The following is an 18,280-nucleotide window of genomic DNA, read 5'->3' on the forward strand; positions in this document are numbered from 1 at the left end:
TATATCTCCTATTTATTTAAAAATTAAAATATTTTTAGTTTATCTTTTAAACCTGAAAATCTTCTTTGAACATTATCATTATTCACATACTGAGCCATAACGCCTTCTTGACCGACCAATACAACAAGTGATTTAGCCCTTGTTATAGCCGTATAAAATAGATTTCTTGTCATCAAAAGTCTGTGTGTTTCAAACATTGGCATTACTACCGCATCAAATTCACTTCCTTGACTTTTGTGAACGGTTATGGCGTAGGCAAGCTCAATTTCATCTAGTAATAAAAAATCATAAACGACTATTTTATCATCAAACTGAACAGTCATTTTTTGTGCTCTGCTGTCAATATCTATTATAAATCCTACATCACCGTTAAAAACTCCCAAACCTTTCTCGGTATCTCTTTTCCATTCAAGCTGATAATTATTTTTTATTTGCATAACTTTATCGCCAACTCTGAAAATACAACGTCTTGTTATATATTCTCTTTTATCAGGAGATGGTGGGTTTAAACAGCTTTGCAGAATTGTATTTAAATTTTGAACTCCTATCAAGGATTTTCTGGTCGGCGTTAAAACTTGTATCTGTGTTATACCATCCAATCCATAATATTGTGGTAACCGCCTGACGCACAAATCGGCTATAGTATTCGGAAGCTGCATTGGGTCATCTCTGTGAACAAAGAAAAAGTCGTTGTCATTATCATTCAAAAGAGGTTCTTCACCATTATTCACACGGTGAGCATTAACGACTATCATACTTTCTTTTGCTTGTCTGAATATCTCTGTTAATTTTATACACTCAATGCTGTGGCTGTCAATTATATCTTTCAAGACATTTCCGGCTCCGACAGAAGGCAGCTGGTCGCTGTCTCCAACCATAATCAATCTTGTTCTGGAGGATAAAGCGTCAGTCAAATGTTTCATTAATATAATATCTACCATTGACATTTCATCAATTATTAAAACATCGCAATCCAGCGGATTTTCTGAGTTTCTTGCAAAACAGCTGCCAACCTCGTCAACTCCCGGTGTAATCTCTAAAAGGCGGTGAATGGTTTTGGCTTCAAATCCACAGACTTCGCTCATTCTTTTTGCGGCTCTTCCTGTCGGTGCAGCTAACATAACCTTGTTATGTTCAATTTTCATTGCGTTAATAATTGTGTTTATTATTGTGGTTTTTCCTGTTCCGGGTCCTCCTGTGATAACCAAAGCTGCAGTCTGAAAGGCACGTCTTACAGCTTCTCTTTGATTTTCACTAAGTTCAATTCTATCTTCGCTTTCTACTTTGTCTATTAAACCATCAATTTGACTTATATCTATATCAAATGTTACGCCGGACATTCTTATTAGTTTTTCGGCTACCTCACGTTCAGCGTCATAAAAAAGCTTTAAATATATTGCGTCATAGTCACCCTGGTTTTCAGATATTAATTCGCCGCTGAGTAATAGCTGAGATATAGCGTCTTCAACGGGTCCCTGTTCAACTTCAAGCATAGAAACAGCCTGGGCGATAATTGTGGGCCGCGGAAGATATGTATGACCGTTCAAAAAGGAAATACGTTTAATAATAGACTTAATCCCGGAAGCTATTCTAACATATGATTTCGTTTCAAACCCCAATGACATAGCAATTTCATCGGCTTTTTCAAATGTAATTCCATCAATTTGGTCTGCTAAAATATACGGATTATTTTGAACCAAAGGTATAGTTCCGGTGCCGAAAATTTTAAAAACTTTAACAGCAGAAGAGGGGGAAACATTATATTTTTGAAAAAACATAACAATTTGTCTGATACCTATTTGCTCAACAAATGCTTTATAAATATCTTCGATTTTGCTTTTTGTCAGCCCTTTTATTTCAAGCAGTTTTTCGTGGTCATTTTCTATAACGTCAAGTGCGTCTGTGCCAAATTTCTCGACAATTTTTTTGGCAGTCATTTTTCCTACATATGGTAAGATTCCGGAAGCTAAATATTTTTCAATTTCATTTTCAGAAGATGGCATTACACGTTCAATATACTCAACTTTGAACTGATCGCCATAGTCAACGTGAGTTGTCCATTCACCTGAAGCAATTATTTTTTCACCCTCAGTTATATTTGGCATAGTTCCAGTCATTGTGACAAGCTCGCCAACACATGATACATCACAGACTGCATAACCATTATCAGAGTTATAAAAAATCACTGTATCAATAATTCCTTCAATTTTTATCATATATGTGTACCTGCTTTAAAATTATTATAATTGTATATTTTATAATTATATACTAACAGATATTGAATAGCAATAAGATATAAAATTAAAAGATAAATTGTAATATAATTTTAATCTAAAAATACTGGAAATAAAATCAGTAGAGGTATATAATCAAAACAGAACATTGCACAAAATAAAAATTTTGTGACAAAAGATGGAAGATGAAAAAAAATAAAAAGAAATGTGTGATTATTATGGACAATATTAAATATGCGCCTGAACCATTGCATTCTTTCTTGATTTACCTTGAAAGTATTCAGGGCAAATCAAGAAAAACAGTTAATGAGTATTTTTATGATATTAGAACATTTTATAGATTTTTATGTTTACACTTTAATCTTGTAAATTCAAATATTAATTTTAATCAAATTGACATTGATAAAATCAATATTGATTATTTAAAAAAAGTCGATTTAAATCTGCTGTATGAATATGCTGATTTTTTAAATCGAGACTTAGGAAATCAAGCTAGAACACGTGCCAGAAAAATTTCGTCATTGAGATCGTATTATAAATATTTGTGCAGCAAAGTTAAGTTGCTTCATGATAATCCGACAGCTGATTTGGATTCTGTTAAATTTGAAAACTCGCTTCCAAAATATTTTTCGCTTCAAGATAGTATTAATTTATTAAATGCTGTTGATGAACGAAATTATGAACGGGACTATTGTATTTTGACATTGTTCTTAAACTGCGGTATGCGGCTTGCAGAATTGGTTGGAATTAATATTACAGATATACGTGGGGACGAATTAGTTGTTACAGGTAAAGGAAATAAAGAGCGCACTGTATATCTTAATAATTCATGTATATCAGCAATCAAGTCATATTTAAAAATACGCCAAAAAATGTCACCTGAATCAAAAGATAAAAACGCATTATTTTTATCTGAAAGAAACAAAAGAATCAGCCGGAGAACCGTTCAGCATATAGTTGAAAAATATGTTAAAAAGCTTGGAATGGATTCTCATAAATATACTACGCACAAGCTGCGGCATACAGCTGCAACATTAATGCATCAATCAGGCGTTGATATTAGAATATTACAGGAAATATTAGGTCATAAACAATTGAGCACAACCGAAATATATACTCATGTAAACAATAATCAAATTAGAGAGGCAGTTGCCCAAAATCCTTTATCAGAAATCGAAAGTCAAGGTCCGAAGAACAAATAAATTTATTCTTGTTCTTCGGACAGTTTGGTCCAATTGTCATAATACTCTTCTAAATTTGAATTTAATTTCTCAAGCTCGCTGTTTTTTTCATTCATCAAAATATAATCTGAAAATACTTCTTCCTTTGTCATTTCATTTTCAAGCGCTGAAATTTCTTCCTCAGTCTTAGAAATCATCTTTTCAAGCTCAGCGATTTGAAGTTTTCGTTTAGTTTCCGCTTTTCTCTGTTCCTTAGACCTATATCCTCCGCTGCTTTTTTGTGATGAATTATTTGTTTCAACTTTATTATTTGTTTCTATAGATTGTTTCTGTTTAATCCATTCTTTTCTTTGCTTATAATACTCAAAATTTCCGTCATAAATTGTAAAACCGTCCTTGGTCATTTCAATTATTTTGTTTGGCACTTTATTGAGTAAATATCTGTCGTGCGATACAAACAATAAAGTGCCGTCATACTCGTTCATAGCTTGTTCTAAAATTTCTTTTGAGGGCAAATCCAGATGATTTGTAGGCTCATCAAATAATATGACGTTTGATTTTTCCAGCATAATTATACAGAACGCTAGCTTTGCTCGTTCTCCGCCGCTGATTACTTTTACAGGTTTATAAACGTCTTCTTTTGTAAGTCGAACATTTCCTAAAACTCTTCGGATTTGAGCCTCCGGAATGCGTGGAAATCTGTCCCACAATTCATTAATAGCTAGATTATCGGGATTTAAATTTAAATTTTCCTGCTCATAGTAACTTACGCTTGTGTTTTTTCCCCAAACGACAGAACCGTTTTGGTGGGGAATTATATCCTGAATTACTTTTAGAAACGATGACTTGCCAATTCCGTTATCTCCAATCAGAGCAACCTTATCTCCGCGTTTAATACTGAGGTTTAAACCTGAACAAATATTTTTAATACCGCCGGCGGACTCTCTATCTCCAACAGTAATGTCTAGATTTTCAACTGTTAAAACATCTTTATAAGGTTCTTTGATAGTTTCAAACTTTAATTTAATAGGCTTAATATCATCATCCGGCTTTTCAATTAATTCCATTCTCTCGAGAGCTTTTACTCTTGATTTGGCGCTTCCTGACGTAGAAGCTCTAGTTATATTCTTATCTATATATGTCTGCATTTGAGAAATTTGAAGCTGCTGCGCCTCATACTCTTTTCTCAAAACCTCGTTTCTTTCTTCTTTAAGAACCAAATATTTTGAATAGTTTCCGTTATAAGAATACATCTTCCCACGCTCTATCTCCAACATATTCTCTACTGTGTTATCAAGAAAATATCTATCATGGCTCACAATCAAAAGCGAACCTTTGTAGGAGTTAATCAAATAATTTTCCAGCCAGTCAAGGGTTTTAAAATCCAAATGATTGGTAGGCTCATCCAATATTAACAAATTGGGTTCTTCCAATAAGAGAGCCGCTAATGCAAGTCGGGTCTTTTCCCCTCCGGATAAAACATTTATTTCTGTCTCTAGGCTTCTATCTGAGAATCCCAGTCCGTTTAAAACCGTTTTTATCTTGACGTCAATATTATAGCCGTCCATACTCTCAAAATAAGACTGTTTTTTTGAATATTCAGACATTAAACTTTTATATTCCGATGAATTATGTTCTGAATATGAAAGCATTTTTTCCTCGATAAGCCTTAGTTCATCCTCGATTTTAATAATGTCAGAAAAAGCATTGCGCATTTCCGATATTATTGTGGAGTTTCTGTCAAGACCGCTATTCTGCTTCAAATATCCGATTGTCAAATTTGGAGATTTATATATATCACCGTCATCGTAATCTAGCTCTCCCATAATTATACTGAGCAAAGTTGATTTTCCGGCTCCGTTTACGCCAATAAGACCATAGCGGCAATTATCCTCTATGGTCAAATTAATATCTTTTAATATTTGATTTTCTCCAAAACTTTTACTAAGATTTGAAATTGAAATTAACATTTATCGTATTCGTATCCTGCCTTTATCATTTCAATATTTTTTTCAGCCAAATTCATCTTTTGAGGGGGAATATGAGTTTTTACGCTGTCATATAAGTCATCTGCTGAAAACATTGTTTCTCTAGCTTTTATATAAGCTCCGGTCATAACCATATTTCCAAGCTGGCTATTTCCGAAACTTTCAGCAATTTCCATAGCCGGTATGTATACAACTTTAACATCAGAGCGTTCAACTTTTAAGTCTATCAAAGAGCTGTCTAATACTATTATACCACCAGGTTTTACAGTATCAACAAATTTCTCAAGTGACGGTTTATTCATAGCAATAAGTGTATCCGGTGACTGGATAATTGGCGAGCCAATTTGATTATCTGAAATTATAACGCTGCAATTGCATGTTCCGCCGCGCATTTCAGGTCCATAAGATGGCAGCCAAGAGATATTCTTTCCTGTATCCATTCCTAAGTAAGCCAAAGTTTTCCCAACAAACAAAACACCCTGACCACCAAATCCGGCTATAACAATTTGTTCATACATTATCTAACACCCCCGGTCTTAGTGCAGTCTTTATAAACACCCAAAGGAAATTCAGGCATCATTTCAGTGCGTATTCTTTCAAGCGCTTCAACCGGTGACATACCCCAGTTTGTAGGACAAGTTGAAAGAACTTCTACCAGTGAAAATCCTAATCCCGCCATCTGACATTCAAATGCTTTTCTGATAGCGGACTTTGTTTTCTTTATATTGGGAACATTATCTACAGATACTCTTTCAACGTAACAGGCGCCTCTTAATGTCGACACCATTTCACTTACTTGTATCGGGTATCCCTGATTTTCTACTTTTCTGCCGAACGGCGTAGTTTGCGTAACCTGATTCACTAAAGAGGTTGGCGCCATCTGACCGCCCGTCATCCCATAAATTGTATTATTTACAAAAATAATTGTAATATTTTCGGCTCTGGCAGCAGAATGTATAGTCTCGGCAGTACCTATAGCCGCCAAATCGCCATCTCCTTGATATGTAAATACAAGATTTTCAGGATGTACTCTTTTAATACCGGTTGCTACAGCAGGAGCTCTGCCATGCGATGCTTCCTGCATATCAAATTCAAAAAAGTTATAAGCCGTAACGCTGCATCCAACCGGACATACGCCAATGGTCTTACCTTCAAGTCCCATTTCGTCAACCACTTCTGCAATTAGTCTGTTAATAACTCCATGCGTGCAGCCAGGGCAGTATGAGAGTACTACATCGCTGAGAGAGTGTGGTCTATCAAATATTTTTTCCATTTTATTTTCATCTCCTATGTTATGCATTTGCATCAAGACATTTTTTTATTTCTTCAAGAATAGCGTCCTGCTGAGGAACCATTCCGCCGGTTCTTCCATAGAAATAAACAGGTTTCTTTCCATTAACAGAAAGCTTAACATCTTCTATCATCTGACCCATGCTCATTTCAACGCAAAGGAATGATTTAGCTGTTTCCGCACGTTTTTCAAAAACTTTTGCCGGAAACGGCCATAATGTAATAGGTCGGATTAAACCAACTTTTAAACCATTGTTTCTAGCTTCTTCGACAGCAGACATTGCAATTCTAGCAATCGTTCCATATGCAACAATAATTAAATCTGCATCTTCTGTATTTATCTCTTCATATAAAGATTCAGTTTCTCTTATTGTATTATATCTTTTTTCTCTTTCGATACAAAGATTTTCAAGCTCTTCCGGCGTAAGATATAAAGAATTAACTATATTCTTTTTACGTTTCATACCTGTTCCGGTAGTTGCCCACGGTTTTTCAGGAAGACTTTCAGGGTCAATATACTCATTAAACTCTACAGGTTCCATCATCTGACCAAGCATTCCGTCTCCCATTATCATTGCCGGCATTCTATATTTATCAGCTTTATCAAAAGCGGTCGATGTTAAATCAGCAAGCTCTTGAACTGAAGACGGTGCGTATACTAATAGATGATAGTCTCCATGACCTCCGCCTTTGGTTGCCTGAAAATAATCAGACTGAGCAGGCTGTATTCCGCCGAGACCGGGACCGCCGCGAACTATATTTACTATTAAGCATGGCAGATCAGCTCCGGCTATGTATGAAATTCCTTCCTGCTTCAAGCTGATACCCGGGCTTGATGATGACGTCATAACCCTTGCGCCTGCGCCTGCTGCACCATAAACCATATTTATAGCCGCAACTTCACTCTCCGCCTGTAAAAATGTTCCGCCGTTTTTCTCCATTTTTTTTGCCATATAAGCGGCAAGTTCGGTTTGGGGAGTTATTGGGTAGCCAAAGAAAAATCTACAGCCACAGCGCATTGCAGCTTCCGCCAATGCCTCGTTACCTTTCATTAAAACCTTGTTAGCCATTTTATCTATCTCCTTATTTTTCAATTGATATTACGCAATCAGGACACATTGTTGCACAAAACGCACAACCAATACATTTATCCATATCAATAACTCCTGCCGGATGATATCCTTTATCATTCAAAACAGCAGAATCAATAGCAATAATTTTTTTAGGACAGACAGACACACAAAGTCCGCAGCCTTTGCACCTGTCTTGTCTAAAACTAACTTTTGGCATATTTCTTCCTTCTTTCTATACAGATTATCATACAATATATTAAGGGAATGACCCCATAATTTTATAGTTTATATTAAAATCCAGGACCAACAAAAAGTCTTAGCGGAAAACAATTATAAGTATTTATATCAGAATACTCGGATATTTCTGCAAGTATTTTAGGAGTTGCGGTTATAAACTTAATCGGAATATTTGTTTTAACAGAAAATTTCTCCGCTAACTTCTGACCCTCTAAAAGAATCTCTTTATTAGTGTACTGCATTAAATGGGTATTATTTACTATACCAGTAAAATCCAGTCTAGAAACATATTTAATTTCATTATATATTTGTAAAGCATCATCTACACTCTGCGTAAGAAGACGTCTTTCGTTTAAAACAAAAAACATATCATATTCTTCTTTTAGAAAATGTTCGTTATAAACTCCTAAAGGGGTGGCTCCATCTTTATCGCCGCCAACGTCAAAAACAATATACTTTGATTTATCATCAAAAGCGCGCAAAATTTCAGGAGGTAAATATGGGTTTTCTATATTCAAATTTGCAAATTCAGGAGAAATTACATCTATTTTTTGATTTAATAAAAATTGTTCTGCATCTTTTGTTCTAAAATATGGGTTTACAATGTCAAAATCAATAATTATAACATCAAGTCCTAATTCTTTAAGCGCCAAAGCATAATTGAGTGCAAATTCCGTTTTACCGCTTCCAAAATGCCCGGTAATCACGGTTATGCGTTTTACATCATCTTTATTTAAATTATAAAACACAGCATCATTTTTCATTCTGTCTCCCAGTTATTCATCAATATTTTGTCTTTCAACTGACTTTATGGTAAATTCACTGTCTATATTCCTAAACGAAAATTTAATAATCAAAAAACCGACTGCAACAAATAATGCAGCAGACACTAGTGCCATAATGTCACGCTTAGTTAAAACATACCCGACAATGGCTCCAACAACTAACAAAATCGCTAAAAGACCATAGCCAATAAAAGCATATTTCATAACTTTTCTTGTATCTTCATATAGCGTTACTATGTCGCCTTTATTGAGATTGAGTTCATTTTTAGCTTCTACAATAATAGCATTTGAAGGGCATCCTTTACAGCTGACACATTTTCCTCCGCAGGCAGATTCACGGTCAATTCTAATTTTTGCAACGCCATTTTTTATTTCAACTACATATCCTGTTTGTTCCATATAAATAATATCCTCGGTTTAAATTCGTTTATAATAATATTGTCATTACCCAATGATTATATATTTAATTTTATTGTATCATTATAATAAATTTCAATCATATTGTCAAATAGATAATAATTACTCAGTTGTAAATATATTTTATATAAAAGAATCTTTAAGATTTTCTGCCTGCTGAAGCATTTCTTCGGCAGCTTTTAAAGTAGTATCCGTTACAGATACCCCTCCAATAATTCTCGATAATTCATCTTTTCTTTCTTCAGTTGATAATAAATTAACGAATGTTCTCGTTTTTGTTTCATCACTGTCTTTATGAATTAGATAGTGGAAATCACCCATAGAAGCAATTTGAGCCAAATGAGTTATACAAAGCACCTGCTTTGTTCTTGAAATTTTACATATTTTTTCCGAGATTTTCTGTGCGGCCCGTCCGCTTACGCCGGTATCTATCTCATCAAAAATTAGAGTGTCCACAATATCGCCTTTAGATAAAATTGATTTTATTGCCAGCATTATTCTTGACATTTCACCGCCGGAAGCTATTTTGCTAAGCGGTTTGAGATTTTCACCGGGATTTGTGGAAATCAAAAACTCTATGTCATCACATCCGCTTATTGTAAAATCAGATTCAGTTATCTTTACTTTAAAGACTACTTTATTCATGTCAAGTTCAGCAAGTTCTCTCATTATGGATTCAGCTAAAAATTCCCCGGCTTTTATTCTTGTTTCAGTTAATTTTTTTGCTGCTGCGGTTAAAGCGTCTTTAGATTTTTTTACGTCATCTTTTATTGCTTCAATTGTATTTTCTAAATTTTCAATTTCGGCTATTTCTTCTTCACATTTATTGCAGTACTCTAAAACAGAGTCAATATCCAAGCAGTTATATTTACGTTTTAAGTCTGATATTAATGCAAGTCTATTCTGAACAATATCAATTTCTTCAGGTTCATAATCTATTCCGTCGATATAAGATTTTAATTCTCTTGTTACATCGTCAATATCAGCAAGAACTGAAGAGATTGTATCGTAATAACTGCTTAACTTCTCATCATACTCAGCAGCTTTTTCAAGACTTTGATTTGCATCATAAAGCATATCGTATGCTGATTTTGTCATTTCATCTCCGTACAATGCGTTATGTGCCTCAATGGCATTAGACATTATATTTTCAACATTCATCAAAAACTCGCGCCGTTTTATTAGCTCCTCTTCTTCTCCTGGTCTTAAAGAAGCAGATTTTATTTCGTTAACCTGAAATTTTAACAATTCTATTCTATGTTCTTTATCAGTTTCGGACTGCTGTAGTTCTTCAAATTTTTTAAGAACTTTTGAATATTCAAGATATTTATTTGAATATTCAGCCAATATATCTTTATTTCCGGCAAAATTATCTACAAACTCACGATGTTTTGAGGAAACAAGCAGCGCCTGATTATCCAGCTGGCCGTGTATGTTCAAAAGCATATTTCCAATCTCACGAACTATTGAAAGAGGCGCTGTTCTGCCATTAATCCTGCAGCTGCTTTTGCCGTCTGCGGTAATTTTTCTTGATAAAATCAAAGTATTATCTTCAAGCTCTATATCATATTCTGTAAGTTTCTTTTCAACTGTTTCATTTACTTCAAAAACTGCTTGAGAAAATGCGTATTCTGTTCCGTTTCTAACCAAATCTTTTGCTGTTCTTCCGCCTAAAGCCATATTTATTGAATCAATTAATATTGATTTTCCTGCTCCGGTTTCTCCAGTTAAAACATTAAAACCGGCTCCGAAATTAATTGTAATATTATCAATAATTGCAACGTTTTTTATTTGAAGTTCGGTTAACATCCACTCACCTCAGTCGATATTTTTATAATCATCTTTTAATCAGATAATTTATTTCTAAGCACATCAAAAAAGTTTGTATGCTCCTGTTTAACCAATAATGTTGTATACTTTGATTTTTTAATTCTTATTTTTTCAGATGAATCTTTAAACTTGTATATTATTTTTCCGTCAGCGCGAGCAACTGCTTCTGTTCTAAAAGGCGGAATCTGTGTTATTTCAATTGTGCTGTTTCCAGGTATAACAGTGCTTCTTGCCTTTAATGTATGAGGGCAGATAGGAGTAATAATCATTGCATCAACTTCCGGATGCATAACAGCACCTCCTGCTGAGAGAGAATATGCGGTTGAACCTATTGCGGTGGACACTATAAGACCGTCAGCAGAGTAACGACCCATATTAGTTCCATCTACAGAAGTAGATGTGGTTATCATTTTATATGAATTTCCTGTAACTATCAAGTCGTTAAGCGCTAGAAAATTACAGATTTCCTGATTATCTTTAGAAATGATACTTATATCCAGCATCATACACTCAGTTAACCCGTAATTATTGTCTATTACATCTTTTATGGCAGAATAATCACCTTTATCCGTTTGAGTTAAAAAACCCAAAGTGCCGACGTTTATCCCAACTATAGGAATCTCATATTTTGCAGCGTCAACAGCAATTTCTATTATTGTCCCATCTCCTCCAAGCGCAATTAAAAAATTTGCCTCAGAAAACAGAATATTACGTGGAACAAAAGAACAATTTATACCGATATTTTTACAAAAATCGTACAGATCAGACTTATGAATGTCTTCAAAAAAAATCTTACATTCATATAAAGACAGATACTTTATTAAGTTTTTTGTTTCCAAATAATTCTCATCTTTAAGTGTATTTGGAACAATAGAAATCTTTTTCATATATATCACCAAAATTTATTCCAGATTATTTAAGCTGTGTGAATTTTCAACTATCTCATTAATATTTATATCCGCATTATCTCCAGTTTTTCCTATAAACATTAAGTATTCAATATTGCCCTCAGGACCTTTTATCGGAGAATAATCCAAACCTAAAACTTTAAATCCAATCTCTTTAGTGAAACTAATCACTTCTTCTATTACCTCTTTATGAACGTTGATATCTCTAACGACACCTTTTTTCCCAACTCTGTCTCTTCCTGCTTCAAACTGTGGCTTTATCAGACACACGCCATAACCACTTTCTTTTAAAAGTTTAAAAGCCGGAGGCAATATAAGCTTCAATGAAATAAAAGAAACATCAACTGAAAAAAAATCAATATCATCACTAATTTCATCATGAGTTACATATCTAAAGTTTGTTCTTTCCATGTTAATAACTCTGTCGTCAGTACGCAATTTCCACGCTAATTGTCCATATCCGACATCTATCGAATAGACGCGAACGGCTCCATTTTTCAGCATACAATCTGTAAACCCACCGGTAGAAGCGCCAATATCCATACATATTTTGCCGGATAAATCAATTGGAAAAACCTTTAATGCTTTCTCTAATTTGAGACCTCCGCGGCTTACATACTTAATACCATTATCTCTAACTTCTATAGTTTCATCGCCTTTTATTTGTTCACCGGCTTTTAATGCTTTCTGGTTATTGACATAAACACTTCCGGCCATAATTAAAGACTGTGCTTTGCTGCGAGTTTCAATGTATCCGTTTTCTACTAAAAAATTATCAAGTCTCTGTTTTCCCATAACAATATATCACCTCAGTAATTTTTTTATTTTATCCGCTATAGACTGCGGTGATAAACCATACTTTTCCTCAAGTTCTTTTACGCTTCCCTGAGGGATTGGCTCGTCTTTGTAAGCAAATTTAACAATTGAGCGGTCGAGCTGAGACTGAAGAATTTCTCCAAACCCACCGATTATTACATTATTTTCAATTGTTACAACAATTTTAGCTTTGTTGCTTTCTCTTCTTATAGTTGAAATATCAATCGGTTTGATACAAAATGCGTCAACCAAAGAAACTGAAAATCCCATATCATTTAATAGTTTTTTTGTTTCTATAGCGTTTTTCAACATTACACCAACAGAAACTATTAATACATCAACAGTATTATAGGTCTCTAACACCTTAGCCTTAAAACAGTTTCTATATTCCAATTTTGGAAAAGAAACATTAGAGAAGTCTGAACGGTGTAAGATAGAACCTCTGGGATATCTTATAGCAACAGGTCCATTTAAATCATTTACAGATATATTTAGTATAGCTTCAAAGTCTTCTGCTAAAGCAGGAGAAAAAATAGTCATATTTGGCATTGGTGAAAGATATGATATATCATATACTCCTTGGTGTGTTTCACCGTCAGCGCCTACCGGACCTGAACGGTCAATTGCAAAAATCATATGAAGATTCTGAAGTGAAACATCATGAAGAATTTGGTCATAAGCTCTTTGAAGAAAAGTGGAATAAACAGCAAAAACAGGAACTATTCCTGCTATTGTAAAACCGGCGGAAAATGTGACCGCATGCTGCTCGGCTATTCCAACATCAAAAAATCTTTGAGGATACTTCTGAGAAAATTCAACCAATCCTGTGCTGAATGGCATTGCGGCTGTTATTGCAACCAAATCTTTATTTTTTTCAGCTAATTTACACATGGTATTTCCAAAGCATTCTGACCATGTGATTCTGTCATTGTTGCATATAATTCTGCCGGTAGATGGTTCAAAACAACCAACGCCATGGAACAGCTCTGGTTGGTTTTCAGCAGGTAAATATCCCTTTCCTTTCTTTGTATGAACATGTATAAACACTGGTTCTTCAACTGTTTTAGAATGTTCCAGAATAGTAAATAACTCTTCAAAGTTATGTCCGTCTACAGGACCCATGTATGTAAATCCCATACTTTCAAATACGCTGTCCCCATTTATTACTATTTTTTTTAAGTCGCTTTTAAATTTTGTTAACCCCTTTTTAGTTGGTGTTCCTACAACAGGTATATTATCTAGTGCTAATTTAACATCTTGCTTAAATTTAAGGTATCTATTTGCATTTCTTAAACGCTTTAATGCTTTTGAAATTCCGCCTACATTTTTTGATATAGACATATCATTGTCGTTTAAAATAATTATTAAGTTTTTGGTTGTATGACCGGAATAATTTAATGCTTCAAATGCCATTCCGCCTGTCATGGCTCCGTCGCCAATTACTGCAATTGTTTTTCCTGAAATCCCTTTTAACTCTTTAGCTTTAGCTATTCCGCTTGCAGCTGATATTGAAGTAGAGCTATGACCAGTATTAAAGGTATCCCTTTTATCCTCAGATGTTTTAGGAAATCCGCTTATACCGTCATATTTTCTTAGCATATCAAACTTATTTGCCCTGCCTGTTAAAATCTTATGGGTATAGCTTTGATGACCTACATCCCAAATAATATCATCATTTTGGTCAAGGTCAAACACTTTGTGAAGAGCAATAGTAAGTTCAACAACTCCAAGGTTTGAAGATAAATGACCTCCTGTTTTTGAGACTTTTTCAATCAAAAAAGACCTTATACTTGAAGCCAATTTTTGAAGCTGTTCAATATTCATTTTTTTTAATTCGCCGGTATTTGAAATTTCACTAAACAAAATGGTTACTTCCTCTTCTTATATTTTAAACCAAATAATATAAATTAATTTAATAAAATTATCTGAAATTAACTTATATCATTTGGCTGTAAAATCTTACATATTATAAACAAAACACAAATAGGTTTACAAGCTTTTATCTTGTAAACCTAATTTGTGCCAAACAACTTAGGTATGGTTTATAGCGGAGAAGGTCTGTTAATCAAATGAAGAACATTTCCGTCAGGATCCTCAAAAAACATTGTTCCAATTCCTTTTGGATTAACAGCAGCTTCTGTCAGAACCTTAACGCCGGCATCCATAAGTTTTTTTACCATTCCATCAAAATCGGAGACAGAAATTGCAATATGTCTGATACCGGTTGCTTTCATATCCTGTTTTCCGCCGTCAATATCAGTTTTACAAAATTCAATCATGCCACCGTCATCTGCTTTTAAGAAAAATGTTCCTTTGCCATTGTCATAAACAACCTTCCAGCCGAACATGTCAATATACCAATCCTTAAGTGCGGCAGTGTCATTTGAAAATATTCCCACGTGCTCAATTCCTACCATTTTTATTACCTCCTGAATAAATTTTGAATATTATTTATATCTTTTTTGCAGCTCAATAAATATATCATCCCAAGTTAAGCCCTGCTCAACCAAAACAACAGACAGATGATAAAGTAAATCTGCTGTTTCATATTGAACTTCTGATTTTACATAATTTTTTGAAGCTATGATAACTTCTGCAGCTTCTTCTCCTACTTTTTTCAGCATTTTGTCTATGCCCTTTTCAAATAGGTAATTTGTATATGAACCTTCTTTTGGATTTTTCACACGGTCAACAATTACGTTATAAACATCATATAAAATTCCAGGTCTCGCTGCTAGTCCGGTAGGAATTTCTATAAGCTTTCCATTCTCAACCTTACGGAAAAAACAAGAGTGATTGTTAGTATGACAAGCATTGCCGGTTTGATTAACCTTTAATACTATAGCGTCTCGATCACAATCAACATACATATCAACCACATTCTGAATATTGCCGCTAGTAGCGCCTTTTTCCCACAGCTCTTGACGGCTTCTGCTAAAATACACAGCATGTCCTGTTTCAATTGTCTGTTTAATGCTCTCTTCGTTCATATATGCAAGCATCAATATCTCACCGCTCACCGCATCTTGTGCAACGGCAGGTATCAAACCTTTTTCATCGAACTTCAAATCCTTTACAAATTCCATTATTAACATCTTCCTTTCAAAATAGCTTCTTTTAAATCAATATTTCCGGTATATAGCGCCTTGCCTATTATAGCGCCTTCTACGCCTAAAGCAGCAAGTTTTTTCACATCATTTAAAGTAGTTACACCTCCGGAAGCTATTATGTTTACATTAACATTTTCAAGCATTTCTGCCATAGCCTCTATATTAGGACCATTTAACATACCATCAGTTGCTATATCAGTATAAATTATATATCTAACTCCGATACTTTCCATTAACTTTGCAAACTCAACAGCAGGCGTATTGCTGACATCTTCCCAACCGCTGATTGCTACCATACCGTTTTTAGCATCTATTCCGACAGCAATTTTATCCTCGTATTTTTCGACAGCCAATTTGACAAAATCGGGATTTTTAAGAGCTGAAGTTCCCAAGATAACTCTCGCAATCCCAGCGTTTAAATACTTATCCACACATTCCATACTGCGGATTCCTCCGCCAACTTCAACCGGTATATTAAGTTCAGATACTATAGTTCTTATGAGTTCAAAATTTGGCATATCACCTGATTTTGCACCATCCAAATCAACGATATGAAGAAATTCACCGCCTGCTTCTTCCCACTTTTTTGCAACCTCAACCGGATTTTGTGAATAAGTTGTCTTTTGAGAATAATCGCCTTTAACGAGTCTGACGCATTCTCTACCTATTATGTCTATTGCGGGGTAAATCTTCAACAGTTTATTTCTCCTTTCATCTTTTGAATAATATCAACAATTTTATCGCGTTTTAACTTCATGCTAACTCGGTTTACCACAAGTCTGGCGCTTAAATCACAAATTTTTTCCAAAACATCAAGACCATTTTCCTTTAAAGTTTTACCGCTTTCGACTATATCTACAATGACATCTGAAAGTCCAACTAACGGACCTAACTCAACTGAGCCATTTAACTTTATAATATCAACGGTCTGCCCTTTAACTTTATGGAAATATTCTCTGGCAATTCTAGGATATTTGCTTGCAACACGCATAATGTTTTGTTTATCAATCCTGTCTTTCATTTCTTTAGGACCGGCTACTGCCATTTTGCATTTTCCAAAACCTAAGTCTAAAACTTCATACAGATTTTTATTGTTTTCTAAAAGCGTATCCTTACCTACAATACCTATATCCGCGGCACCGTATTCAACATAAGTCGGTACGTCGGAAGCTTTTACCAGTATAAATTTTAACTTATTTTCTTCATCAGTAAAAATTAATTTTCTTGTTTTTTCTTTAATTTGATTTACATCAAATCCTATTTTTTCAAATATATCTACAGATAATTCCGCCAATCTGCCTTTAGCAAGAGCCACGGTAACGTATTCGCTGCTGCTTATTTCCTTGTCACTGTCATTATTTTCATCATATATTGAAGCCATGACGCGCTCTACGCCTATAGCTATACCCGTAGCAGGAATGTCTCTTCCAAATTTCGCCAACAAATTATCATATCTTCCTCCGCTGCAAATTGGAAATCCTACGCCATATGTAAATCCACGTATAATAATTCCGGTATAATAGTCTATATTTTGAACCATTCCCAAATCAATTGAAACATATTTGTCCAAATCTTTTTCAACTAGAATTGAATAAACATCCTTCAAGTTTTTTAACGCGTCTTTGGAACGTTGGTTTAAGTCATTATCACAAAGAGCCTTATCAACAATTTCAATTCCGCCAAACATTGTTGCTAGGTTCTGAAACATTGATTTCATATTGCTGTTAATATTTAAATTGTCAAGAACAGACTGAACAGCAATAAAATCTTTGTCATTTATATGACTGCGTATTAAATCGCTTTCGCTGTCACTCAAGCCGGTTTGTTCAACCAAACCTTTAAAAAATTCAACCTGACCCAAATCAATTTGAAAATTTTTAATTCCGGATTTTAAAAATGTTTCTATTGCAATTTGAATTATTTCAGCATCAGCATTTACACTGTTGTCACCAATTAGTTCAACTCCGACTTGTGTGAATTCACGCTGGCGTGCTTGACTGAAATTTTCCTCATTTCTGAAAGCGCTTCCACAGTAAGAAATACGAAGCGGCAATTTACCGGCAGCCGGCTTAGTTGCCGCCATACGCGCTACAGAGGTAGTTAAATCGGGGCGAAGAGCAAGCATTCTTCCATCATTGTCAAAAAACTTAAACATATGTTCCGCCTGAGTCGGGGTAGTAACATTATACACATCGAAATATTCAAAAGTCGGAATTTGAACCATTCGATAACCATAATCTTTAAAAACTGTACAAGCTGTATTTTCTATACGCAGTTTAAGTTCATACTCATCACATAATACATCGGCAAGTCCTACCGGAGTATGCGTAATCTTTCCAAAACTCAAAATTATCACATCCATAAAGTTATATATTCAATTCATATAAAAGACATTATACCACTTTTACCAG

General features: G+C 34.6%; 17 protein-coding genes. 1 reads left to right on the plus strand and 16 read right to left on the minus strand.

Annotated features, from left to right (window positions below; all coding sequences use genetic code 11):
• Positions 1-23: 23 nt before the first annotated feature.
• Entirely contained in the window at positions 24-2,216 is a 2,193-nt protein-coding gene (gene recD2 / locus B9O19_RS01040) for an SF1B family DNA helicase RecD2 (protein ID WP_102364692.1), read from the minus strand.
• 236 nt (positions 2,217-2,452) lie between these two features.
• Here recD2 and B9O19_RS01045 point away from each other — a divergent pair, with 236 nt between their 5' ends.
• Positions 2,453-3,436, plus strand: coding sequence for a tyrosine recombinase XerC (locus tag B9O19_RS01045; RefSeq protein ID WP_102366573.1), 984 nt, complete (start codon positions 2,453-2,455; stop codon positions 3,434-3,436).
• Positions 3,437-3,438: 2 nt separating this feature from the next.
• On the opposite strand, the gene B9O19_RS12205 is transcribed toward B9O19_RS01045, so the two are convergent.
• From B9O19_RS12205 to hisZ, 15 genes are all read right to left on the minus strand, one after another.
• Positions 3,439-5,385, minus strand: coding sequence for an ABC-F family ATP-binding cassette domain-containing protein (locus B9O19_RS12205; protein ID WP_102364693.1), 1,947 nt, complete (start codon positions 5,383-5,385; stop codon positions 3,439-3,441).
• The gene (locus tag B9O19_RS01055; protein WP_172620963.1) at positions 5,379-5,924 is read right to left on the minus strand and encodes a 2-oxoacid:acceptor oxidoreductase family protein; all 546 of its coding nucleotides are present in this window, start codon (positions 5,922-5,924) and stop codon (positions 5,379-5,381) included. The genes B9O19_RS12205 and B9O19_RS01055 overlap by 7 nt, the downstream gene beginning before the upstream one ends.
• Positions 5,921-6,676 (minus strand): thiamine pyrophosphate-dependent enzyme, encoded by a 756-nt coding sequence (locus tag B9O19_RS01060; protein WP_102364695.1) that lies wholly within the window; start codon positions 6,674-6,676, stop codon positions 5,921-5,923. The genes B9O19_RS01055 and B9O19_RS01060 overlap by 4 nt, the downstream gene beginning before the upstream one ends.
• A 19-nt stretch (positions 6,677-6,695) precedes the next feature.
• Complete coding sequence (locus B9O19_RS01065) at positions 6,696-7,763, minus strand: 3-methyl-2-oxobutanoate dehydrogenase subunit VorB (RefSeq protein ID WP_102364696.1); 1,068 nt, start codon at positions 7,761-7,763, stop codon at positions 6,696-6,698.
• Between the two features lie 13 nt (positions 7,764-7,776).
• The gene (locus tag B9O19_RS01070) at positions 7,777-7,983 is read right to left on the minus strand and encodes a 4Fe-4S binding protein (RefSeq protein WP_102364697.1); all 207 of its coding nucleotides are present in this window, start codon (positions 7,981-7,983) and stop codon (positions 7,777-7,779) included.
• Positions 7,984-8,056: 73 nt separating this feature from the next.
• Positions 8,057-8,767 (minus strand): hypothetical protein, encoded by a 711-nt coding sequence (locus B9O19_RS01075; RefSeq protein WP_102364698.1) that lies wholly within the window; start codon positions 8,765-8,767, stop codon positions 8,057-8,059.
• A 12-nt stretch (positions 8,768-8,779) separates the two neighbouring features.
• Positions 8,780-9,187, minus strand: a complete 408-nt coding sequence (locus B9O19_RS01080) for a SoxR reducing system RseC family protein (RefSeq protein WP_102364699.1) — start codon at positions 9,185-9,187, stop codon at positions 8,780-8,782.
• A gap of 141 nt (positions 9,188-9,328) precedes the next feature.
• The gene (gene recN, locus B9O19_RS01085) at positions 9,329-11,014 is read right to left on the minus strand and encodes a DNA repair protein RecN (protein WP_102364700.1); all 1,686 of its coding nucleotides are present in this window, start codon (positions 11,012-11,014) and stop codon (positions 9,329-9,331) included.
• A gap of 35 nt (positions 11,015-11,049) precedes the next feature.
• Complete coding sequence (locus B9O19_RS01090) at positions 11,050-11,922, minus strand: NAD(+)/NADH kinase (RefSeq protein ID WP_102364701.1); 873 nt, start codon at positions 11,920-11,922, stop codon at positions 11,050-11,052.
• A gap of 15 nt (positions 11,923-11,937) precedes the next feature.
• Entirely contained in the window at positions 11,938-12,738 is an 801-nt protein-coding gene (locus B9O19_RS01095; RefSeq protein WP_102364702.1) for a TlyA family RNA methyltransferase, read from the minus strand.
• 9 nt (positions 12,739-12,747) lie between these two features.
• Positions 12,748-14,622: a 1-deoxy-D-xylulose-5-phosphate synthase gene (gene dxs, locus B9O19_RS01100; RefSeq protein ID WP_102364703.1), complete on the minus strand. Its 1,875-nt coding sequence runs from the start codon at positions 14,620-14,622 to the stop codon at positions 12,748-12,750.
• 179 nt (positions 14,623-14,801) lie between these two features.
• Positions 14,802-15,176, minus strand: a complete 375-nt coding sequence (locus B9O19_RS01105; protein WP_102364704.1) for a VOC family protein — start codon at positions 15,174-15,176, stop codon at positions 14,802-14,804.
• Positions 15,177-15,206: 30 nt separating this feature from the next.
• Positions 15,207-15,845 (minus strand): bifunctional phosphoribosyl-AMP cyclohydrolase/phosphoribosyl-ATP diphosphatase HisIE, encoded by a 639-nt coding sequence (hisIE, locus tag B9O19_RS01110; RefSeq protein ID WP_102364705.1) that lies wholly within the window; start codon positions 15,843-15,845, stop codon positions 15,207-15,209.
• A 2-nt stretch (positions 15,846-15,847) separates the two neighbouring features.
• A complete protein-coding gene (gene hisA, locus B9O19_RS01115; protein ID WP_102364706.1) occupies positions 15,848-16,564 on the minus strand; it encodes a 1-(5-phosphoribosyl)-5-[(5-phosphoribosylamino)methylideneamino]imidazole-4-carboxamide isomerase in 717 nt (238 codons plus the stop codon).
• On the minus strand, positions 16,561-18,216 hold the full coding sequence (gene hisZ, locus B9O19_RS12150; protein WP_158648873.1) for an ATP phosphoribosyltransferase regulatory subunit: 1,656 nt from the start codon (positions 18,214-18,216) through the stop codon (positions 16,561-16,563). The genes hisA and hisZ overlap by 4 nt, the downstream gene beginning before the upstream one ends.
• Between the last annotated feature and the right edge of the window lie 64 nt (positions 18,217-18,280).

The organism is Monoglobus pectinilyticus, from assembly GCF_002874775.1.
GTDB classification, from domain to species: Bacteria; Bacillota; Clostridia; order Monoglobales; family Monoglobaceae; genus Monoglobus; species Monoglobus pectinilyticus.